General features: G+C 49.6%; 20 protein-coding genes and 1 pseudogene. 3 read left to right on the plus strand and 18 right to left on the minus strand.

Annotation, left to right across the window (positions count from 1 at the left end):
- The 10 genes from C7B82_RS19050 to C7B82_RS19100 all read right to left on the minus strand — a co-directional run bounded on the left by C7B82_RS19050 (position 1) and on the right by C7B82_RS19100 (position 11,487).
- Positions 1 to 1,107 carry an alkene reductase gene (locus C7B82_RS19050; protein WP_106257860.1) on the minus strand — a complete coding sequence of 369 codons (1,107 nt, stop codon included), beginning with the start codon at positions 1,105 to 1,107 and terminating at the stop codon, positions 1 to 3.
- A 348-nt stretch (positions 1,108 to 1,455) separates the two neighbouring features.
- Entirely contained in the window at positions 1,456 to 2,418 is a 963-nt protein-coding gene (locus C7B82_RS19055; protein ID WP_106257861.1) for a HEAT repeat domain-containing protein, read from the minus strand.
- 226 nt (positions 2,419 to 2,644) lie between these two features.
- Positions 2,645 to 3,058: a sunset domain-containing protein gene (locus C7B82_RS33250; protein ID WP_146141196.1), complete on the minus strand. Its 414-nt coding sequence runs from the start codon at positions 3,056 to 3,058 to the stop codon at positions 2,645 to 2,647.
- Between the two features lie 417 nt (positions 3,059 to 3,475).
- Entirely contained in the window at positions 3,476 to 3,841 is a 366-nt protein-coding gene (locus C7B82_RS19070; RefSeq protein WP_106257864.1) for a BON domain-containing protein, read from the minus strand.
- Between the two features lie 582 nt (positions 3,842 to 4,423).
- Positions 4,424 to 6,871, minus strand: coding sequence for a galactose oxidase-like domain-containing protein (locus tag C7B82_RS19075; RefSeq protein ID WP_106257865.1), 2,448 nt, complete (start codon positions 6,869 to 6,871; stop codon positions 4,424 to 4,426).
- Positions 6,872 to 7,519: 648 nt separating this feature from the next.
- Entirely contained in the window at positions 7,520 to 8,689 is a 1,170-nt protein-coding gene (locus C7B82_RS19080) for a zinc-dependent alcohol dehydrogenase (RefSeq protein ID WP_106257866.1), read from the minus strand.
- Between the two features lie 64 nt (positions 8,690 to 8,753).
- Positions 8,754 to 9,116, minus strand: coding sequence for a hypothetical protein (locus C7B82_RS19085; RefSeq protein ID WP_106257867.1), 363 nt, complete (start codon positions 9,114 to 9,116; stop codon positions 8,754 to 8,756).
- A 63-nt stretch (positions 9,117 to 9,179) separates the two neighbouring features.
- Entirely contained in the window at positions 9,180 to 9,551 is a 372-nt protein-coding gene (locus C7B82_RS19090) for a nucleotide exchange factor GrpE (RefSeq protein ID WP_106257868.1), read from the minus strand.
- 84 nt (positions 9,552 to 9,635) lie between these two features.
- Complete coding sequence (locus tag C7B82_RS19095; RefSeq protein ID WP_106257869.1) at positions 9,636 to 10,337, minus strand: SRPBCC family protein; 702 nt, start codon at positions 10,335 to 10,337, stop codon at positions 9,636 to 9,638.
- Between the two features lie 130 nt (positions 10,338 to 10,467).
- Positions 10,468 to 11,487, minus strand: coding sequence for an SDR family oxidoreductase (locus tag C7B82_RS19100; RefSeq protein ID WP_106257870.1), 1,020 nt, complete (start codon positions 11,485 to 11,487; stop codon positions 10,468 to 10,470).
- A gap of 285 nt (positions 11,488 to 11,772) precedes the next feature.
- Between C7B82_RS19100 and C7B82_RS19105 the strand changes: the two genes are divergently transcribed.
- Entirely contained in the window at positions 11,773 to 12,072 is a 300-nt protein-coding gene (locus C7B82_RS19105) for a hypothetical protein (RefSeq protein ID WP_106257871.1), read from the plus strand.
- Here the strand turns inward: C7B82_RS19105 and C7B82_RS19110 are convergent.
- From C7B82_RS19110 to C7B82_RS19140, 7 genes are all read right to left on the minus strand, one after another.
- Positions 12,054 to 12,236 carry a hypothetical protein gene (locus C7B82_RS19110; RefSeq protein ID WP_106257872.1) on the minus strand — a complete coding sequence of 61 codons (183 nt, stop codon included), beginning with the start codon at positions 12,234 to 12,236 and terminating at the stop codon, positions 12,054 to 12,056. The two genes, C7B82_RS19105 and C7B82_RS19110, sit on opposite strands and share 19 nt — an antisense overlap.
- Before the next feature lie 255 nt (positions 12,237 to 12,491).
- Positions 12,492 to 12,716, minus strand: coding sequence for a hypothetical protein (locus tag C7B82_RS19115; protein WP_106257873.1), 225 nt, complete (start codon positions 12,714 to 12,716; stop codon positions 12,492 to 12,494).
- Positions 12,717 to 13,059: 343 nt separating this feature from the next.
- Positions 13,060 to 13,581 (minus strand): DUF2231 domain-containing protein, encoded by a 522-nt coding sequence (locus C7B82_RS19120; protein ID WP_106257874.1) that lies wholly within the window; start codon positions 13,579 to 13,581, stop codon positions 13,060 to 13,062.
- A 48-nt stretch (positions 13,582 to 13,629) separates the two neighbouring features.
- Positions 13,630 to 14,289, minus strand: a complete 660-nt coding sequence (locus tag C7B82_RS19125; RefSeq protein ID WP_106257875.1) for a hypothetical protein — start codon at positions 14,287 to 14,289, stop codon at positions 13,630 to 13,632.
- 412 nt (positions 14,290 to 14,701) lie between these two features.
- A complete protein-coding gene (locus C7B82_RS19130; protein ID WP_106257876.1) occupies positions 14,702 to 15,172 on the minus strand; it encodes a rhodanese-like domain-containing protein in 471 nt (156 codons plus the stop codon).
- 182 nt (positions 15,173 to 15,354) lie between these two features.
- Entirely contained in the window at positions 15,355 to 16,398 is a 1,044-nt protein-coding gene (locus C7B82_RS19135) for a hemerythrin domain-containing protein (protein WP_106257877.1), read from the minus strand.
- A 69-nt stretch (positions 16,399 to 16,467) separates the two neighbouring features.
- Positions 16,468 to 16,917 carry a hypothetical protein gene (locus C7B82_RS19140; protein WP_106257878.1) on the minus strand — a complete coding sequence of 150 codons (450 nt, stop codon included), beginning with the start codon at positions 16,915 to 16,917 and terminating at the stop codon, positions 16,468 to 16,470.
- Between the two features lie 358 nt (positions 16,918 to 17,275).
- On the opposite strand from C7B82_RS19140, the gene C7B82_RS19145 reads away from it, so the two are divergent.
- Positions 17,276 to 19,336 (plus strand): ABC1 kinase family protein, encoded by a 2,061-nt coding sequence (locus C7B82_RS19145; protein WP_106257879.1) that lies wholly within the window; start codon positions 17,276 to 17,278, stop codon positions 19,334 to 19,336.
- A 41-nt stretch (positions 19,337 to 19,377) separates the two neighbouring features.
- Here the strand turns inward: C7B82_RS19145 and lexA are convergent, their stop codons facing one another.
- Positions 19,378 to 20,013, minus strand: a complete 636-nt coding sequence (gene lexA / locus C7B82_RS19150; protein WP_106257880.1) for a transcriptional repressor LexA — start codon at positions 20,011 to 20,013, stop codon at positions 19,378 to 19,380.
- Positions 20,014 to 20,557: 544 nt separating this feature from the next.
- On the opposite strand from lexA, the pseudogene C7B82_RS19155 reads away from it, so the two are divergent.
- Positions 20,558 to 20,922, plus strand: a pseudogene (locus C7B82_RS19155) (phasin family protein); the annotation flags it as partial.

Genomic DNA, 20,922 nt, shown 5'->3' on the forward strand with positions numbered 1-20,922 from the left:
TTACTGACTGACCGACTGCAGCTCAAGTGCTGGATAGTCGGTATAGCCCTTTTCATCGCCCCCGTAAAAGGTAGAGACATCAGGCTCATTCAACGGGGTATTCAACCAGAAGCGCTCTGGCAAATCGGGATTGGCGATGAAAAGCTTGCCAAATGACACCAGATCAGCATTACCACGAGCGATCGCAGCGTTGGCTTTGTCGCGATCGTAGTCCCAGTTCGTCATGAACAATCCCTTGAAAATGGGACGGAAATAAGCGGTGGGAATGAGCGTACCGCCATAGCGTTCATCGGCCTCGCTAGGCTCTAGCAGATGTAGGTACGCCAGCCCAAAGCGGTTGAGCGCATTGATGGCGTAACCAAACGTCACTTTGGGATCAGAGTCAGACATGCTGTTGAAGGTGCTGCTGGGCGAGAGGCGAACCCCCACTCGAGCGGCTTCCCAGACACCAATAACGGCTTCGGTTACTTCTAGCAGCAAACGCGCGCGATTCTCGATGCTGCCACCATAAGCATCGGTACGCTTGTTCGTACCATCGCGCAAAAACTGATCGAGCAAGTAGCCGTTTGCACCGTGGATTTCAACCCCATCAAAGCCTGCTGCCAGAGCATTTTCGGCACCTTTGCGATACGCTTCGACAATGCCTGGAATTTCATCGCTTTCCAGGGCACGTGGTGTGACATAGGGCTTGGCACCTTCATAGGTTGAAGCTTCTCCAGCAGTAGGCGCGATCGCGCTGGGCGCAACCGGCAAGGCCCCATCAGGAAGCAACGAGGGATGCGAAATCCGTCCTACGTGCCAAAGCTGCAGGAAGATGCGACCACCACGGGCGTGTACCGCTTCAGTGACTCGTTTCCAGCCCTCAACTTGCTCCGGTGAGTGGATACCCGGAGTAGCGGGATAGCCCTGCCCATACGGTGTTACCTGAGTTGCCTCTGTAATCAGCAGTCCTGCCGATGCACGTTGAGTGTAGTACGTCGCATTTAACTCAGTGGGAACATTGCCTGCACCAGCGCGGTTGCGAGTTAGAGGTGCCATCACAATCCGATTTGGTAGTGTGTAGGGACCCACTTGAAGCGGCGAGAAAAGATTCACATCAAGACCCATAGTATATTCTCTCCAGAAGCAATGAATCGTTTAGACAACCATCAACCCAATCAGTGACTCAATCAGCGAGCCTTGAGGGAGGTAGCAAGCGCACAAAATAAATTTAGGAATCGACAGGGGTTGCCATAAATGACTGAACGACGCCTTTAGCTAATAGTTCGAACTCCTCGAACTATTAAACTATACAGTGGGAGATTCGATCGCGCAAGTAGTTTGAGGCTCTCCTCGCTTTGAAGAGTGCCAGACGCTTTTCATCAATAGAAGGCAGTAGTGATTGCACTCAAGCAGGCTTGGGTAATTGACACGTTCGGCTTCTGCAGTCAACGGAGAATAACGGCGCAATCGCATCTAAACGTTGAAATCTTTGTAGTCAGGGCGCTGTTCAGTAGTTTGGCGGACTCGCTGCCACAACACCTCATCCTTTTGGTAGAGGCTGAGTGCCGCGATCGCATCCTTTGCGTCTGGTGATCGACCTTCTGCGATGAGTGATAGCAGAAAGTTGAGCGGTTCGTCTTGGCGCAGCATCGCGATCGCCAACAAAGCCGTTTTGCGTTGTTCAGGATCGCGCGATCGTTCCCACCAGTGTTGCAAGGGCTTGAAGGCTTCTGGTAACCGTGATTCACCCAGCGCTAGAGCAACTGTGGACGCACGTTCTGCGGCTGACGATAGCGGTTGCGACGGCTCAAGAAAGCGTGTTGCCAGTGGTAAAGCTTGCCCTGGAGTGAGTTTGAGCAACGCCAGCAAACATTCGGAGAAAACTGGCAGGTCATCGTCGATTTGGACTCGCAAACGCAGTAGTGGTGCAGCGGCAGGGTTGTTGGTATAAGTGATCGCCCGTACGGCTCCAATGCGTGCCTCCGCTTCAGGATCAGCGAGTAAATCAGCCAGTTCGCTCAGCACCAGTGAATAGTTCATGCGAACTAAGCTCAGTGCACAGACACTTCGCAGTGCTGGTGCGGTATCCTGTTTGCCGCCCCAGGCAGACTCCCTTTGGACATGCCGAATGCCAGCAAGAAAGAGTCCTTCCTCGCTATATTCCAGATGATAGAGCGCTTCCGCAATCGCCGTTTTGGCAAGGCAGCCTGGGTCAGTCGTTTCAGGCTTGACCATACAGCGCTCAAACGCAGCAACAAGATCAGGCATCAACGCCTGGATCTCAGCCTTGCGAATCAGGCGACTTGCTTGGGCAATGGCGATCCCCTCTTTGCTTGCCAATACTTTTTGCAGCGTCGCGATCGCAGCGTCAGAGGTGGGGTCAGCAATCTGATTGAGTGCCGCGAGGGTCTCTTCTAGCTTGCGTGATTTTGCCATCAATCATTCACCTCAAAACTCTGCGGATGTACCGGAACCAACTTCCACGGTTGGTCTGGTGCTAGCTGGCTTGACTAATGATTAGCACAAACGGTAACGGCAGCGATCGGCAAACTAAGCGTTGAACCTACGATCAGCAGAGAGGCGATCGCTGAAAAGACGATCGCCCCTCTGCTTTCTGATCTTTTGGATTATTGATTCAGATTGCCTGTTTCAGTTGACAATCCTACTGTCTGGGCGCTCGGAATCCAGCTTTTTCAGCCGTTGCTGTGTCCTTGAAACAAATTTCAGGTTTGACTCTGGCAAAGTCAGGCTCTTTGGCAACGTGATAGATGTTGCCCCGTTTCTTTGTTACCTTGCCTTTGACAGGTGCATTTGAAGGACAGGTCGTTTCATTGCTTGGCTTGACGCCCAGAGTTGATGCATTCGCTGAAAGCGTTGGTGCTGCCTGTGGTGCCATGCTTGACATTGCAGATGGAGAGGCGGCAGGAGTATTAGCTACAGTGCTTGGAGTCGCCGACATCGCCGGAGACGGTGCTGTTGCGATCTCGTCTGGCTTTTTGGAGCAACTGGAAAGCGCTATCGCTACTGAAAACGCAACGAAGATCGCCACTGGGCGTAGTTTAATTTTGGTGTTCATATTAATCGTTTCTAAAAGAATGGATCACGATGGTAGTCCGGCAGAGCGAACAAACAGTGAATGAACACAGAACTTAAGTATCTTATTGTTTGAGACTCAGCGCTCTGTTAATTTTGAGCCTTCGCGTTTCGTCAACGAGCGATAAGCGATCACTTGCACCGTCAAACATAGTAGGAATGAGAATTAAACAACATCGGCTTTTGGTAAGATGTGTTAGGCACTAGCCGTGACACATCCTCCCTAAATGTCCGGTTTGATTAAATCCACGCTCCTTGGGACTGACGCCTTGGCGTCAGGCAGTCTTGATAGTCTCACCTCACGTTTAAACAACTACAGGCAAGCGATCGACGCATCAATCCCTTGCCTGTAGCTTTTTTTAGCTGTAGATCACACTCGTTAGAGGCGACGGTGATGACACTAACCGACGTTGACTTCGGCAGTTGTCACATCGCTAGCGCCGTTTACACTTCTTGCAATCTCGATCGCTGTATTCAAAACATCCTGGCTCGGAACCTTTCCCTTCAGCACAACCGTTGTACCGAGTTGTGCGACCCACAACGTCTCAACGTCGTCAAGAGTGGAGTCTTCGTCAAACGCTAGAGCAACCCGCTTAGCCAGACCGCTTTGGTCGTATTCACCATTCAACCCCACCCGCTCAGGTGCGATCGCGCCTGTTTCAGTTTTTTCTGCTTCGGGTACTTCTGCTGATGCAGGAGTCGGTGTAGGGTTCACTTGTGCACCCTCAGGCTTTTCTTTCCCAAAAATTCGTTGTAGCCAACCCATAATTTTTCTCCAAAAAACAGTGTCTTCTTAACCATCAGACAGCCAACTGAGCCTGAGTTAAGTAAGGATTCTCTCGAAATCAATCGATTCCTTCGTCACCCTACAGGGAGAGGAGTTTAATTTCAAGAAAGAAAGCATTAAGGTCGTGTGTAAAAGAGGTTCACTTTTATACAATACAGCAATGCCAAATTCAAAATTTAGGAGGAGTCAGTTGCTAAAGAGGGGTCAGAATCAGAGAGCATGAAGTCAATCAAATACTGCCAACTGTTGAACAGGAAATACTTGGTGAGACTGAGGACTGGTTGACGGCTCTAATCTTCTCAGATCAGGCTTCAGAGCCCTTTTACCCACTTCCGTCAGTGACATTCAACTACAAAGCCTCGTAGGGGGGTACAACCGTACCTCCCTACGAGGCTTTGTAAATGAGATGAAGAGAATTGATCTATAGCTGTTGTCACAAAGCTTAGGACATTGGGATCAAAGGGGGAGTGGGGGCGTGCCCCCAGCCAGGGGTTCCACCCCTGCACCCCGTCCTAACCAGTATGGCTATAGCTATACCCCTCAAAAACGTCTGACAAACCATCAGGTTAGATGCACCCACTTTGCGACTGATGGTACGCCATTTGTATCTGTGATGAAGAGCATGTACCAACCGGGAGGAGCCAGATTTGGGTTTGGTGTAATCGTTGCCCGAATCAGACCCTGAGCTTGAGAAACGATCGTCAAATCTACCAACCGTTGCCCGCTGTCGAAGGAATGTGTGGTTACACCATTCTTGACCAGACTTACCCAGCGAAGTGTTCCTGCTTGGGGAGAGGCGATCGTGATGGTTTGACCGTATTTCCATTCTGTTACCACGTCACCAATCACTGGACGGGCGCCTTTGAAGAGGTACGGTGGACTAAACACTTCCAGCCGCATTTCTTCTTCAGGGTCAGGGGGTTCCCATGTCACAGATTGTCCCCCTTCAGGATTGCCGCCCGCTGCGACCACTCTTCCATCAGGCAGCAAGAGAGCCGTCGAGTGATAGAGACGGGGGACGATCGCGGGTGCCATCAAGTGCCAGGTATCGGTGGCTGGGTCATAGATCTCTGCCTGCAATCGGGATAGCGGTTCATCCTCTTGCTTGAGAGCACCACCGCCCACGAAAACGGTGTGGTCCGGCAGTAAGACAGAGTTGAGATGTAAGCGCGGCAGTTGCATAGGGGCAGCGGCAACATACTTAGGATTCGCTGCCTTCAAATCGACAATGCTGACTTTATCGGTCGCATCCGTTTTGTCTTCTTTGCCGACGGGGCCTCCACCCATAATCATGACTTTTTGATCCTGGGCGGGTGGCAGCAGCACGCTTGCCGATTGGTTGCGCAGTACTGGGTCGAGCAGATCGGGAACAGGCTTCACTGGCACCGGATTTTGCTTCAAATCGAAAATACAGGGCTGTACCTGAAGCGGGTCATCCATCCGACCACCGGAGAAGAAGATTCTGCCGTCTTGCAGCAAAAACAGATGGGCGTAGAGCGGTAACCCTGGAAAGCCTGGTGCAAATTGTAATGTTTGCCAGGTGTTGGTTTTGTCTGAGTAGATTTCCAACGCCTGGTTATGAGCATTTCCAGCTTCATTCAAGCCAGTGGTAGCCAGAATGCGCCCATCACCTAGCGGAATGAGGGTTGGATACCAGCGACCATGCGCCATTGGTTTTATGAACGACCATTGCTCCGTTTGGAGATTAAAAACAGTGGCGTCTGCTCGTCCCATAAACGGATTGTAGTGTGAGGTGCCTCCAGCAGAGAGCAAGCGACCATCGGCTAGAAACGCATCACCACCGCAGAAGAAATCAAAGGGTTTACCTTGACCATCGCGGATGGTTTTGGGGTGCGTAAAGTTGGGCGTTCCACTATTAGGGCTTACAGTCGGGTCCCAAACAACACTGGTGAAAATACCCTTGGCTTCGTTACCAAAATCGTTGCTGGCAAACCGTTTGGCGCTGCTGCCTGACCCTGCAAAGAAGAGCACTTTTCCTTGAGGCAACAACGCCGCATGAACGGCCAGGACACCAGAGTTGAAAGGCAATAACTCCCATTTGCCCTGGATCGTTGGATCGTGTTCCAAATCCAACACTTCATAGAATCCTTCATTTTTGTTAGGTGGGTTATCCACCATGAAGGTAAAGAGTTTGTGCTTCCCATTCAACTTGGTGGCTGCGATGCCACCACCCTGGTTCTCCCACGAAAACCAGTTGGGTACACCGAGCCAGTTACTCCAATCAGCAACGGTGCCATTGGCGTTAATGCCGCTGCCGATACGGTAGAACGCTTGATTCTGACCGATCGCATTATCAATTTGAAAGATCAGAAGATCTAGCACGCCGTTGTTTTCAAGATCAGCGATCGTCACTCCAGCGCCTTGATTTTCCCACGAAAACCAGTCTGGTACAGGAATCCAATCGCTCCAGCCGCCTGTCACATTGCCATTTGCATCGAGCTTCTGCCCAATCTTATAGAACCCCTGATTCAGTTGCGGTGGATTATCAATCATGAAGACAATAAGCTCTGGCTGACCGTCTTTATTCAAGTCAGCGATCGCAATGCCAGCACCTTGATTTTCCCAAGAAAACCAGTTGGGTACAGGAATCCAGTTACTCCAACCACCCGTGACATTGCCGTTGATATCCAGGCTTTTACCCACTTTGTAGAAGCCCTGATTTTTACCTTCAGGGTTATCAACCATAAAGATAATGAGATCCGATTTTCCATCTTTATTGAGGTCGGCGATCGCGACACCGGCACCTTGATTTTCTTGAGAGAACCAGTCGGGTACAGGAATCCAATCACCCCATCCAGCCGTCACGTTACCGTTCACATCCAAGCGCTTACCAATGCGGTAGAAACCCTGATTTTGTCCTGGTGGGTTATCTATCATCAAAACAATAAGGTCTTGCTGTCCATCATTGTTCAGGTCTGCAACAGCGATGTTGCCACCCTGGTTTTCAGAGGAGAACCAATTTGGAATCTGTAGAAATGGTTTGGGCATGGTCAACAATTCCTGGGTAAACGTTTTCTAGCATCTAGACAGAATAGCCACTTACTTCGCAGTCAAAAAATGCAATTAAAAAGCACGCTTATACTGATGCAACCTAACGCGTAGTTTGGCGCGATCGACATCAATAAAAACGCCACATCTGCAGCATGAAACGTCTAGCTTTAAAGCACTAGAAGGCCTTCATAAAAAGGCATGAGGCCTTGAATTTAATGAGTCCTACCTCGCTTTCACAACATCTGAAATCTACTGAAATCGGCTTTGGGTTAAAATGAGCACTCAATTACCATCAAGATGTCGTTCTGAATCTATTGAAATGTTAAGCGAAGCCAAGAACAATGCATGGTACCCGTTAGGGTGATTTTATAGTTGCCGATTAAAAATAAAGAGATCCATGCCTTTAAAGGCCAAAAAACGCCAGAAGAGCTCTTAATAAGAGTCTTCTGACGTTTTTTAAAATGCTTTGTGATGGTTTAGGTATAGGTTGGGCTGAAGTATGAAACCCAGCCTATGCATAGGTTACGCTAAAAGCCTTCGACATGGCTGCGCCAACACTTTTTTGGTAGGCCGGAACGGCTTTATCCATCCTACAAACAGTTGTGTCTTCCTACTGATGGGATGGTTTAGTACACTGTTCCTAGCTTACGGCTTTAGAACAATCTTAATGCACTTGTCTTTCTTGTGCTTAAAGATCTCATAGCCACGTGGGGCATCGTCTAATGCCATGTGATGGGTAATCACAAACGAGGGATCAATGTCACCATTTTGGATATGCTCCAACAATGGTTGCAGGTAACGATGGACATGTGTCTGCCCCATTTTAAAGGTTAATCCTTTGCTGAAAGCAGCACCCATAGGCACTTTATCCAGCAAACCACCGTAAACACCTGGCATGGAGACGTACCCACCTTTGCGGCATGCAAGAATGAGTTGACGCAATGCCGTTGGTCGATCGGTCTCTAGCCGTACTGCCTGTTTTGCCTGATCATACAGTGCATCCAGACCGGTGCCATGAGCTTCCATCCCCACGGCATCAATGACAGCATCTGGCCCCCGACCGCCTGTCATTTCTTTCACGGCTTCACCTGCATCAACTTCTTCGTAGTTGATGGTTTCGGCTTTGCCCTGTTCTTTTGCCATTTGCAGTCGTTCGGGAACGCGATCGATCGCAATCACCCGTTCTGCACCAAGCAAGTAAGCACTGCGGATGGCAAACTGGCCTACAGGCCCACAACCCCAAACCGCAACGACGTCACCTGGCTGAATGTTGCAGTTTTCCGCTGCCATATAGCCTGTTGGAAAGATATCGGTGAGGAACAGCACTTGTTCATCGGTAAGGCCGTCAGGGATCTTAAACAGACCCACATCGGCAAACGGCACGCGTGCATATTCTGCTTGCCCGCCCGCATAACCACCGAATAGATGGGAATAGCCAAATAAGCCTGCAGCCGAGTGTCCATACAGTTTCTCTGCCATCCAGGCATTAGGATTGCTGTTGTCACAGAGAGACCATAAGTCGCGGTTGCAGAAAAAACAACTGCCACAGGAGATTGTAAAAGGAACGACCACGCGATCGCCAATTTGCAGGTTCTTCACTGAAGAACCTAATTCAACTACTTCTCCCATAAATTCATGACCCAAGATATCCCCTGACTGCATGGTGGGAATATAGCCATCATAGAGATGTAGGTCGGAACCACAAATTGCAGTAGACGTGATATTGACAATCGCGTCACGTGGATTGAGGATCTTCGGGTCAGGTACATTGTCAACCCGTACATCATTGGCACCATGCCAGCAAACAGCTTTCATTCAATCAAACTCCTAACAGCGGTAAATTAATACGTCGATAAGTTGATGGATGCGCATGCGATCGTTAACCGGGATCTAATGTGTCTTTGATCGCATCAGCCGTGCGTCCAAAGGCACCGCGAGTATTTTTGCTGACGTTTTTAGCTGCTTGTTTTGGGCTGTTGGTGCGATCCTTAGACGGTGTTCGTTGACCACTTGTAATGTCATCGCGAAAGTTCTGCCGGAAATCATGAGCCGCTTCCTGCAACTCGTGGTACGACCGATTGACATTGCTGCTGTCACCCTTGAAGTTAGAAACTTCGTTTGTTGCATGGGTATCACCAGCTAAAGCGCTTTGGGTTACAGAACTAAAAGCTGTGCCCATCAACAATGCCACAGCGAGTAGCGAAACAGTGAAAAACTTACGTAGTTGAGCAATATGATTCATGAGTCTGTCCTTTTGAAAAAGTAGGTATGTTCTAAACGTCACCAGACTTCAGTAGAGCTGCATTTATGGTTTGATGTCATTCAAGAAATCTTTAGTGCTTTGTGGCACGGGTTCATCCAGATTGAGCTTGTCTCGAACGTCATCAGCTGCCCGCTTAAAGGCATTCTTTGTCTCTGCAGTAGCTTTCTCGGTGGCCTGCTTAGTGTAGGCAGAGTTGTCTTGCAGTTCTTCTTTATAATCCGCTGCTTTCTGCTGAAGCCTTGCATGAGCGTCCTGTGGACTATTCGCTTGATCGATTTCATAAGTAGCCGCTTCGGGAGGCAACGGCGCTGCGATCGCAGTACGCTGAAAATCACCGATCGCTAGAGGGCCTAAAAGCAGCATGGCAGCGATCAAAAAAGCACTGAAGCACTTGCGTAATTGAGTGACGCACATCATAAAAACCTCGTTGCTTAAACATTGACGGTGGAAACTGTTGCTTTAGGGGTAAGCGTAAGGAAAAGCCCTTCACTGTTGCACCTAACCTCTACAGGTTGATTGCCCTTCGGTAGTGGCAATTTCACCTGCTTCCATCAATTGCTTAAAGCGGTTGAGTTCATCACCGATTTGCTGTTCTGGTTCTTCGCCAAACAGCTTGGCAAGAGCAGTGCCCAAAAGCCCGCCGGGTGGATTGTATTCAGTGACGACTTTTACTTCTGTACCCCGATCGCCCGCAGGCTTAAAGCGAACGAACCCAGAATGGTCGACATCAGCGCCTTCAACTGAGGCCCAGGCAATGAGCTCATTCGGGCGATCGTCAACCAGGTCGGCATCCCACTCAATACTTTGTCCCAACGGTGCTTTGGCAACCCAGTGCGACCGCCGCGCATCCATCACCGTAACCGCTTGAATGTGCTTCATAAACGCGGGCAGGTTTGCAAAGTCGTGCCAGTAGTTATAAAGCTCTTCGGCGGGCTTATTGATTGTGACGGTTCTTTCAGCCCGAATGACTTTATTCAAACCAACCGCTTCACCCACAGCCTCTGGAAGGCTCTTCTCACCCTGCATGCCGTGATAGGCAAGACTGCCACCCGCTAAGGCGGTTAGTACCCCACGCAGCGATCGTTGCTGTAAGCCAAACAAAACCATTGCGCTGCCACCAATCACCGATGCCCAGCGTTCAGCATCACTTTGAGTGGGAGCTGATTGTTGGGCACTTTGCGGTGTTGTAATTTCTTCCATAACCTAAATGCCTCCTGCGATCGTTTACTATCTCAATCGTTGTGCTTATGGGCGTTCTACTCGCTAAAAAACGCTGATCTACTGGCTTGATCTACTGGCTTGATCTACTGGCTTGATCTACTGGCTTGATCTAATGGTCACTGTTGAATGCTTGTGCTGCCAACAAGGCTAGAAAAGCTGCGCCTACGGCAGAGCCAGCAACTCCCCAACCCAAGGCAGGATGGCGATCGAGCCAATCGGTAACGCTAGGAATGGTGAGATTGCCAAAGTCCCCTTCGACGCGATCGTTTTCTGGAACTGGCTCATAAAGATTGTTAGGTGCATCCGCAGACTTCAATTCATTGGTCTGCTGACCTTGAAAACCTGCCAGCACCAAAAAGGAATCAACCAACGCGGGTGAAAGTCGCTGCAAGATATCCAGGATTTTACCAACATCACCCACAATGAAATCACGTGTGGGATGCTCAGCCGTGTAGAGTACCGCGTCAGTAACTAGGCTGGGTGCATAGTAGGGGGGTAGCCCAGTGGGCTTGACACCCAACTTGGTCAACGCATTGTTATAAAATGGTGTGTTGATTACCGCTGGCTTGATACTGGTGACACTAACGGCACTACCTTCATGCTGCAACTCAACCCGCAGTGATTCGAGAAACCCTTCTACACCATGCTTTGCTGATGAATAGGAGCTTTGTAACGGCAGTGCGCGTCGCCCTTCCATCGAAGAAATATGGATTAATGCCCCCTGTCCTTCACGCTTGAGGTGAGGCAATGCCACCATCGCTCCATAAACTTGTCCCATTAGGGTGACATCAATGACACGTTTGAACTCTTCTGGTGTGACTTGTTCAAACGGCGCAACGATAGCCGTCGCAGAGGAATGTACCCATGTGTCCAAGCGACCATAAGTAGCAACCGTTTTGTCAGCGATCACCTTTACCTGTTCATACTCGGAAACATCAGCCGTGATTGCGGTTGCGTCCCCTCCTAACTGATGGATTTCGTTTACTAGCGATGCCAGTCCTGGTTCGCTGCGTGCTGCAACGACCACTTTGGCACCGCGCGCTGCAAATCTAAGGGCGGCTTCGCGTCCAATGCCGCTTGATGCTCCGACGATCGCAACAACCTGTTGCTCTATTCGCTTGAGTTGCATTTCTCTTCCTTACAACGGGTTTTAACTGATGGACGCAATGTCATGTATGCTTTGCTGCAGTCTCATCGCCTCAAGAGACGTTCTAAAAGATTGAGCCATCAACACTGGAAATCACCTCTTAAAGCTACTGACGATAGCAATTCCAGCCTTCCATCACGAGACAGAGCCTGTGTCTATCTTGAGAGGGAGTCCGTGTGCAGGCACTTTGCAGCAACGTTGATTTGTAAGTAATAGTGCCAACCGCTCACTCCACTTCGCATGATCCAGGTAAAGAAGATTCCAGCTATGACAACTTCTGAGCCAAGTATTCGTTCTCTACATCGGGTTCTGGTTTACACCGATGCGATGGGTCTGGGTGGTGCAGAAATTAGCCTTGGGCATCTGATTGCACAAGTAGCAAATGACCTCTCGCTGACCGTAGTGGGCGTTTCACCCTCGGTTGTGAGCGCGATCGCCTCCCATCGTCCCGGTACTACAGGAATTGTTTTACCTGCAACGGGGCTATCCACGATCGTGGCGCATCTAACCACCTTTCACTACCTGCAACCAGACAAGCCACGCTCCAGTCAGGCACAGAACCGATAACATTTAACATTTGGGTTCTGTGCCGTTTGCGCCGCATCGTATGTTGTCATGACCACCGATTGAACGCCCAGTTTATTCAAGTGGGTGCGGAGGCGATCGGTATCGTTAGCCACACCACATTGGGTCGGTTCATAGGTGCCTGCAATGAGCGTGACGTGAATCATGTGGAAAAGGAACGGATTGTTAATGAATCGCTTGCACCAACGGCAATAAGCACCCTGCAATGAATTGCATGCTAATCGGTGAAATCCGTTAAAACGGACTAAAACACCGCTCAGTTGTCTCCTAGTCCACTACCCTTCGGGAAGGCAAAGCCTACAGTGGGCTTTCCTCGATTAGCCTGTTCGCATCGCGTTTCCGTAGCTTTGGCTTCCCGCAGGGTAGGAATTACTTAAGTTCAGGGCGGAGCGATGCAAGCGTCACAAGACCTGAAAAATGCCTTCTTGAGAATGGTGCAAGATGTGAGCTAACCCTACCAGAGTGATTTTCGCTTGCGGTAAGGCAACACGCAGCGATCGTAAGGCTGGGATAAGACAAAGAAAATCGCCCAGTCCCGCTAGCGATCGCAGCACTGTAACCTGACCCAAACTAGCAACATGCTCGCTGCCGAACAACGCCTCATTTGAAAGCGATCGCTGATTCATATTAGTGTTAGCTAATCAGTTCACTTTGCTCAGCATTTTAACGGCTTCGCTTTTGTTACACGTCTATCTGTAGATTCAATATGGCTTTGCTGTCGGAAGTTTGAGGTGATTGCCAACAACTTTTCTAGCTTTTGGATGGGCCTTTTGTTTGTCAGAAAATGCTTGCTAAAGAAGATTGCTGCTTGAAAAAATCGTCAGGGAAAGCTACTTTCCCTGACGACAGCCAGTGTTGAACTAAACAATGGGATAAACTAAGCAGTGGGATGACCTGGAAAGTGTGATGGAAGCGAGATGGCAAACGAACCCTGCTTCGCGTTCCAAGTCACACAGTCAAGTCACATATTTAGGGTCTGTGATTGCTGCCATAGCCAATCACAGCAATCTTGTGGCGATAAACCAGTTCTGCACCATACCAGCCGGTTATACCAATGAGTGTAGCTACAAACAGAGAGATCACCAAACCCGTAGGAAGGACGGCACCTCCCTGATTGCCCCATCTCAAGACGAAGTTGACCAGCGATAAGGTTAAAACGGCAATATTGCCCGTCATGTGCACCCAACCTGCCTGATGTTCGCGAACGCGATCGATTTTCAGAAAATCCAGCATGCCGGTTGCGGCTGCCACCAGCCCAGCGGCAACACCTGCACCAATGAGCCAGAAAGAGGCACGTGCCCAGAACAGATCACCAGTCAGCCAATAACCAACATCGGTGCCTAAGGCACCAGTGAGAAACGCGATGGGAAAGGTAACAATCAAAGGATGGAGCGGATGGCCCGCGATAGCGACGGTGCTGGGCACGCCGCTATCACGGTACTCTCTCTCATCACTTTCAATTACGGGAGGAATATTCGGCGTTTGTGTCATAGTAGGTCTACCTCAAAGTTCATCCTGCAATCGGTTTGAATGATGGAACTAAAGCGCTCGATCCACCGCACGCTCAGCTGCATCAGCCGTATCATCCGCTTTGTCCTGAACAGCATCACCCGCACGATTAAAGGCTCTGCCAGCTTTATCGATTGGCTCTTTAACACCTCTAGTGATATCCTCACCAGCTGCTTTTGCATTTTGCTTTGCCTGATCGACTGTGCGTGAAGCCTGTCCAGGCAGCCCTTTCACATTGCGCTCTAAATTCTTTGAGCCGCGCTCCCCAAATTGCTGCAGATTCTCTTTAACGTCAGTCGCACTCTGACCCAAATCATCGCCAATATTCCCAATGCGCTCATTCAACGGTGTGCCGCTGCGAAAATTCTTGACGTATTGTTCAGGGCTATCGATGCCTTTCTGGGTGATGTTGCGTTCTACTTGATCCTTCAGCGCTTTGGCTTTAGCATCAACCTCGCCCTTATCGAGACGGGTCGTGTCAACGTCGTCAAAGTTGTTCATGCCGCCCTTGTAAGGTTGAACCTGACCAGGCGGGTTAGGACTAGAGCCACTCAAATCTTTCATTGTTGCCGTGTCTGTTGCATTGGCACGACTGCAAGCCGTACCAAACAGCATGAGCAGACTGGCAGCGACAATGATCAACATTCGATCCAATTGCATGCCTTTGAAAAAAGAGAGAAATTTACTCATTTGTTCACTCCAAGTAAGTCTAGTTTTGGTTAATCAATTACTGTGATCGACCTGCTTTAAGGAGTATCCCAAAAGCCAAAATGGGCAACCTATAGCCAGCTTCTCGAAACAGAAAGGGAAGCACGCTCAAATAATCACAATGGGTTATTCCAAGACATTGCGATCGTTCTAAACAGCGTTACATATTCCTCAGACGAGCTATTAACCTACATTAGCCAGTTTTGAGGCTTTGCAGAAAACAGAATGTCTATAGTTTGCTAATAACAAATCCAACGAAAGACGGTTAATCAAGCAAATTTAACCATGCCTTCTTTACGCTGTTCAAACGGTAGTTCCATATTGCTGCTCACAAATGCTACCGTGCGAACGCTGCTCATACCTCTAACTCAGGTTAGAGGTGGTAAGACAGACCTTACTTTTTCTGCGTTTGCTGATGATGCGCCAAACGAGAAACGACGTTATAAGCATCAGCTCCGGGTGGTAAAACTTCGTCAGGGCCTTCGGTAGAACCCTCGATCGCTTTCCAACCTTCCAGCCCGCCTTTCAGCGTTGCCACATTGCGGAAGCCTGCTTCTCTTAATTTGGTTGCTGCCTGATTGGTTTCTTCATTGGTGGCACCATAGACATAAATGTCTCGTACCTGATCAATCGATTTAGCACTATCAACCAGGCGGTCGAGTGGCATCGGCATTGCACCCATAATGTGACCCCGATTGAAGGATTCACGATCGCGCACATCAAGGATTGTCAGTGCAGGCTCGCCCCATTCTAAGCGTGATTTAAGATCATGAGCCGAAGATTCGGCCTTTAAGCCCGGTGGCGTCGGGATTATATCTGGTAATGCGTCTTTTGCATCCTTGATCGCGTTCTGAATGTTTTCCATGACTAGTTTTCTTACTTGCAACAACACCGTCGAATGTAACAACAAACTTTATACAATCACTCTTCCTAGAGAAGGAAGGTGTTTCTGACAAAATATTGATCTACTCATAAAAATTTGCGATCGACAAAAAGGGCGCAAACAAATGCGCCCCAGAAGCTCAGACAAGAAAACTCATTAAGCCCTTATCTAAAGGAAGCTTTCAACTCTTCTTGTAATTGGCTTTTTGCTGCTTTAAACTGGCTCGCTAGTTGCTCACTTTGTTCACTGCTGCAGTTATTGCGGATGGCAATAAACATGGTGCTTTCTTCCTGGCGAACGTGATCCATTACCATGTCCTTAAGTTGATTGACCTTGACTTTAAACTCAGAATGAGCAGGATCGATCGCTTTAATTTCATCCAGTAGTACTGCCATTTGGGCCTGTTCATCGTACAGCTCTTGCGTGTTGTCATCACCATAAAACGAACGGATAGCAGGATATACCACTTGCTCTTCTGCTTTTGAATGCACCATTAGATCTTTGTAAATCTGCCCAAAATACTCTTGAATCTTCTGCGGGTCATTCGATTGGTTCAGCTCAGTAAACAAGGTGCTCACTTTTTGGTGATCCATGCGGATCACATCCTGAACGTTCATATCGGACTTATCAGACGTTTGAGTGACCACGCTACCAGCAACACCTGTTAACGCTGCAACTGCATCTTGCACACGTGCCCACAATCCTTGATCGGCTTCTTGACCAGTCAATTCACGAACACCTAACACTTCAAGCATGCCTTTCCATTGCTCTTGGTGAGCACGATTCTCAAAATTGACGGTGTTTAGTGGAGTGATCGCCGCTTCAACATCTGCACCAACCTTTTGCGCTGCTTTATGCACAACGATGCCACTCATTGCTTGCTGATGCTTGAGCAATTCATGCTGAAATACTTTTTCATACAACGACAGTTCTGAGCCTGCCATCAGTTCTTTAACCTTTTTGATGAATTCAGTTACCGTCTTTTTGGGCTCCTCTGGGTTGCCATACTGGACGATAACTGTATCCAAAACGCCCATGTTTTTTTGGTCGTCATCTAACATTTTTTGGAAACGCTCGCGAATCTCAGTATCTGAGATTAAAGGAATCAGCGCTTGCTCATTGCTGATCAGCAACTCTTGCATTGCTTTGATGCTAGAAAGCTGCATGCCGATCGCGGCACGTTTTGTGTCGTTAAGTGTTGATGCCATAGGTCAGTCTCCAATCAGAAGGATTACAAAATTTGGACGTAGTCAAGCGGCTTACTAGTGTTGAGTTCACTAATGTTGAACAGTGGTGGTAGTCGTCGCGTTTATCCGAGGACTCCGCGTACCAATGGAAGAGCCAATTAATGAGGCTGCTAATCCCAGTAAAGAATCGATCGCAACCGACCAACCGACCTTAGCCGCATTCCCGGCAATGTCGCGCGTCTGCTGAGCAGTCACATTGGGAATAGCGGTTGGATTTGGAATGTTAGCAGCATTCTGCTGAGCCTGATTAAGTACTTCTCCGGCATTCGAAGCTGTAATCCCAAGGGCTCCGGAAACACCGCTAGAAATTAACCAGGCACTGATGGCTAAGGTGGTTGCCCAAAGAATGGCACCATTCAGCAAACCAGTGCTGCGGTTCATGGGGCCGCAGGCGCGAGTGGTCGTCCAACCGCCTAGAAAGAGCGAAAGAAACAAGCTAATGATCGCCCAGCTGCCTACCGCAGAGCCAACATTCCACAAGTCTTGCTTGAGAGTAGAGGTCTCTCCACTTTAACTAACCCACCTTAATTTGATGCACTACCCCCCGTATCAAGGCAGCGTTGTTTACCTACCGGTATGTAATGATATTTAGTTCGGAAAGCTCACCTTGTATTTGTCCCGCTGGGTAGATCAAAGTAGAGAAGCGTGGTGTTTAACTAGAGAAAACATACCTTTATACAAGGTTTTGTCGAAGCACTGGTGCTTGAGATCGCTGCCAAACAACAGTTGCTAACTCTAAAAGGCTGAAGACTTTCAGTTGCTTAAGGCTTTAACGACAGGCGAACGCAAAAACTGTTGTTACAATATATTACAACCGCTCTTACCCGGCTGCAAGCTCATGAATGTCAAGACCGCCCCACCTCAATCAGTCTCGTTTCCAGAGCCTACCACTCTGGGCTCTGCAAGGCGGTTTCAGGACGGGGTAGACGGTAGAATCACGCCGACGACCGTGCTGGATGAAGGCAGTGAAATTGAAGTTGAGGAACGTTCGCTACTAGCTGATATGCTTCCGCCTGACGAGGATGATGGTGCTCTGAGGTATGACGCTGAAGCGATCGCAGCTCATTATCGCCAGCAGCCCTTTCAGGTCTGGGGAAGAGTTTTTAATATCTTTTTTCCGTTCCTTACCTTTGGGTTGATCTGGTGGTGGAACGCTCGCTTTGGCTTCACTGAAAGCAAGCACAAGCAGCAAGCAGTCCGTCTGCGTGAAATCTTGACGCGTATGGGGCCAGCCTTCATTAAAGTTGGACAAGCATTGTCTACACGACCTGACCTTGTACCACCTGACTATTTAGAAGAACTGACCCGTCTACAAGACCAGTTGCCGCCCTTTGAGAACGCAGTTGCCTATCGGTTTATTGAAGAGGAGTTAGGTGACTCGCCTGACGCCATCTATGCCGAGTTAACGGTCGATCCGATCGCAGCAGCATCTCTCGGACAGGTTTATCGCGGCAGACTCAAGACGGGTGAAGAAGTTGCCGTCAAAGTGCAACGCCCTGGTCTCGCGCAAAGCATTGCCCTGGATACTTACATTCTGCGCGGGCTGGCTGCCCTTGCCATGCGGTATGTGAAGCGGATTCGTAGCGACCTGGTCGGCATTATGGACGAGTTTTCCGCCCGCATCTTCGAAGAGATGGACTACAACCAGGAAGGGCGAAATGCAGAGCGCTTTGCCAAACTCTACGGGCATATGCAGGATGTTTACGTGCCTAAGATTTACTGGCAATATACTGGGCGGCGCGTCCTGACAATGGAGTGGATCACCGGTACGAAGCTGACTCAACCAGAAGCGATTCGGGTACAAGGCATTGATGCAGGCTATCTGATCGAAGTCGGTGTGCAATGTTCGTTACGGCAGCTTTTAGAAAATGGCTTCTTTCATGCTGATCCCCACCCCGGCAACCTGTTAGCAACACCCGATGGAAAGCTGGCATACCTGGATTTTGGCATGATGAGCGAGGTCAAACCAGCTCAGCGTTACGGCTTAATTGAAGCGATCGTACACCTGGTTAACCGCGACTTTGAAGGTCTGGCGAAAGACTACGTGAAGCTGGAATTTCTCACTCCTGAGACTGATCTGACACCCATTATTCCTGCCTTTGCCACCGTCTTTAACGATGCATTGGGAACCAGTGTCGCTGAGATTAATATTAAAAGCATCACTGATCAGCTATCGGCGTTGATGTATGAGTTTCCATTTCGCGTACCGGCATATTACGCGCTGATCATTCGCTCGCTCGTGACCCTCGAAGGCATCGCTATCAACGTCGATCCCGATTTCAAAGTACTCAGTAAAGCCTATCCTTACGTTGCCAAGCGCTTATTGACAGACCCGGCTCCCGAACTGAGAGCCTCTTTGAAAGATCTACTGTTTAAAGACGACAGCTTTCGTTGGAACCGTCTGGAGAACTTGCTGCGAAATGCCCGTAGCAGCAGCGATTACGATTTGAGCAAGGTGGTTGATCAAACGCTCGATTACTTATTCTCTGAGCGGGGTGATTTGATTCGCCATCAGATCGTGGAGGAAGTCATTAAAGGGGTCGATTCGATCGGCAGCAATGCGCTCAACAGCATCCGCTACATTCTAGCAGAACGGATTGGTTTGACTGTCAATCGTACAACAACGGTGCCAACAGAAAGCCAGCAAACTCTGGAGCACCTCAAGCGCATTTGGGGCATCTTGCAGGAAACGCGTGGCTTTGATGCCACAAAACTCTTACCCGCCATTCCTAAACTGTTGTTTAAACCAGAAGCACAGCAAATGGGGCAGCAAATTGCCGAAGGTCTGGCACAACGGGCGATCGCTCGCTTCATTCGCGAGTTTCTCCTCACCGACGATCCTGAGCGTACCAGTCCGTCACCAACGAATCGGCCGCGTTTACCGGCTGCACGCACCTGAGATGCAGCCTTTTTCAGGCGTTACGGTCTCAAAGTCGCAAACTACACCAAACCTCGCAGTAACCCAACATAGACACCCTGAATCTCTAGCTCTTCAACAGTCGTATCAATGACTGTCGGTTCGTAAGCAGGATTAGCAGGCTGGAGCGTAATTTGTTGACCGCGACGATAAAGATATTTGAGGGTGGTGGCACCGTTTCGCCGAGCGGCCACGATCGTGCCGTTGCGGATCGAGCGGGGATTGCTTTCGCGTCGCATAATCACGACATCATCGTGATCAATCATCGCTCCCGTCATACTGTCGCCTCGCACTTGCAGCGCAAAATGTTGCGATCGCTCGTGCTGGGAAAGATGCGCTAATTTTGGCAAACAGGAAAGCTCAAGGTGCTGTATCTCCTGATCAGAAAACGTTTCGACCAGACTGTGCGCTGCGATCGCCCCTACTAACGGAATCCCATCGCTGGGTCGCAGAATTTTGAGCGATCGAGATTTACGCGGTGCATGGCTAATGAGCCGCTTCTCTGTCAGTGTATCAATGTGGAGTTGTACTGACGCCAGTGATCGATAGCCCAAACCTTTCTGAATCTCACGGTAGGTCGGTGCCATGCCATGTTGGGCAACGAAATCCTCAATCCAGGTAAAGACCCGTTGCTGAGAGGGTGTTAGTGGAGATTGCATAAAGTTACAAAGAGCGTTTGTACTACTTTACAGCGTCTCTCCACTGATTGCACCTGTTTAAGGATGAAATTGTAATTAGCTATCAGCTACAGCTATCAGCTATCAGCTATCAGCTATCAGTAAAAACTAATCTTTAACTTATGGCCAAGCACCGACAGCTGAACGCTTAGACAAAGCATTTAGGAACGCGAATTTACAGCCGTTTGCAAATGGATCAGCCACAGTGCGAGCTTCTTGCTCGCAGGTGTGAGCGAGACGCTCATACTAAGTTGATGTGGCTTATTCAAACGACAATTGCTGTAATAAGATGCAATTCTTGCTGTAGGGACGTGATATGGAACGTCCCTTGTCGCTTCAGCGGTCGGTAACCGGTCGTTCCTAAGGGCATCAAACACGGCTCTGTCGCTTGGGTGCCTGTATTTTTAAGAAGCGCGTGGCCATCCAGTTCGCCCCAGGTGCTTGACACCGTTTGGTAGCGTTTGGCGCCACGCGCATAGGCCCATGAGGCCAACTCGAAGGCTCGCTAGAACGTGTGCGCGCGCCTGTGCAAGGACGCGTTGTCAAAGGGCCACCCCAAGCGACCGCCGCCGAAACGCTGCTTGGAGAAAGAACAGGGGTTGGTATTGATGTTTGTCCCGCCCGTTTGGATGTGTACCTGCGGCCCCAAGGGACAACCTTAAAAGTGCCCCACACCGAAGCTGGCGTCCGCACCCTGCTGAGGCAACATCGGGTCGTGGCCGCAGCGACGGGTGGCTGGGACGAACTGCAGGGTGCGGCAAAGCAGCGGCGCTCGCGGGCGGCGCCAACGGTGCGGGCTGACAGCGAAGACCATCTCCAGGCGTTGGCGCCACGTCTGGACGCCTTGAAGCCGCAGATGCAAGCCCTCGCTCACCAGCAAGCGGATTGGCA

It is taken from the genome of Stenomitos frigidus ULC18, assembly GCF_003003795.1.
Classification (GTDB): Bacteria; Cyanobacteriota; Cyanobacteriia; order Leptolyngbyales; family Leptolyngbyaceae; genus Stenomitos; species Stenomitos frigidus_A.

Bases quoted from the DNA above. Each gene is read 5' to 3' on its own strand.
- C7B82_RS19050 (WP_106257860.1), bottom strand. From the start codon at position 1,107: ATGGGTCTTGATGTGAATCTTTTCTCGCCGCTTCAAGTGGGTCCCTAC.
- C7B82_RS19055 (WP_106257861.1), bottom strand. From the start codon at position 2,418: ATGGCAAAATCACGCAAGCTAGAAGAGACCCTCGCGGCACTCAATCAG.
- C7B82_RS33250 (WP_146141196.1), bottom strand. From the start codon at position 3,058: ATGAACACCAAAATTAAACTACGCCCAGTGGCGATCTTCGTTGCGTTT.
- C7B82_RS19070 (WP_106257864.1), bottom strand. From the start codon at position 3,841: ATGGGTTGGCTACAACGAATTTTTGGGAAAGAAAAGCCTGAGGGTGCA.
- C7B82_RS19075 (WP_106257865.1), bottom strand. From the start codon at position 6,871: ATGCCCAAACCATTTCTACAGATTCCAAATTGGTTCTCCTCTGAAAAC.
- C7B82_RS19080 (WP_106257866.1), bottom strand. From the start codon at position 8,689: ATGAAAGCTGTTTGCTGGCATGGTGCCAATGATGTACGGGTTGACAAT.
- C7B82_RS19085 (WP_106257867.1), bottom strand. From the start codon at position 9,116: ATGAATCATATTGCTCAACTACGTAAGTTTTTCACTGTTTCGCTACTC.
- C7B82_RS19090 (WP_106257868.1), bottom strand. From the start codon at position 9,551: ATGTGCGTCACTCAATTACGCAAGTGCTTCAGTGCTTTTTTGATCGCT.
- C7B82_RS19095 (WP_106257869.1), bottom strand. From the start codon at position 10,337: ATGGAAGAAATTACAACACCGCAAAGTGCCCAACAATCAGCTCCCACT.
- C7B82_RS19100 (WP_106257870.1), bottom strand. From the start codon at position 11,487: ATGCAACTCAAGCGAATAGAGCAACAGGTTGTTGCGATCGTCGGAGCA.
- C7B82_RS19105 (WP_106257871.1), top strand. From the start codon at position 11,773: ATGACAACTTCTGAGCCAAGTATTCGTTCTCTACATCGGGTTCTGGTT.
- C7B82_RS19110 (WP_106257872.1), bottom strand. From the start codon at position 12,236: ATGATTCACGTCACGCTCATTGCAGGCACCTATGAACCGACCCAATGT.
- C7B82_RS19115 (WP_106257873.1), bottom strand. From the start codon at position 12,716: ATGAATCAGCGATCGCTTTCAAATGAGGCGTTGTTCGGCAGCGAGCAT.
- C7B82_RS19120 (WP_106257874.1), bottom strand. From the start codon at position 13,581: ATGACACAAACGCCGAATATTCCTCCCGTAATTGAAAGTGATGAGAGA.
- C7B82_RS19125 (WP_106257875.1), bottom strand. From the start codon at position 14,289: ATGAGTAAATTTCTCTCTTTTTTCAAAGGCATGCAATTGGATCGAATG.
- C7B82_RS19130 (WP_106257876.1), bottom strand. From the start codon at position 15,172: ATGGAAAACATTCAGAACGCGATCAAGGATGCAAAAGACGCATTACCA.
- C7B82_RS19135 (WP_106257877.1), bottom strand. From the start codon at position 16,398: ATGGCATCAACACTTAACGACACAAAACGTGCCGCGATCGGCATGCAG.
- C7B82_RS19145 (WP_106257879.1), top strand. From the start codon at position 17,276: ATGAATGTCAAGACCGCCCCACCTCAATCAGTCTCGTTTCCAGAGCCT.
- lexA (WP_106257880.1), bottom strand. From the start codon at position 20,013: ATGCAATCTCCACTAACACCCTCTCAGCAACGGGTCTTTACCTGGATT.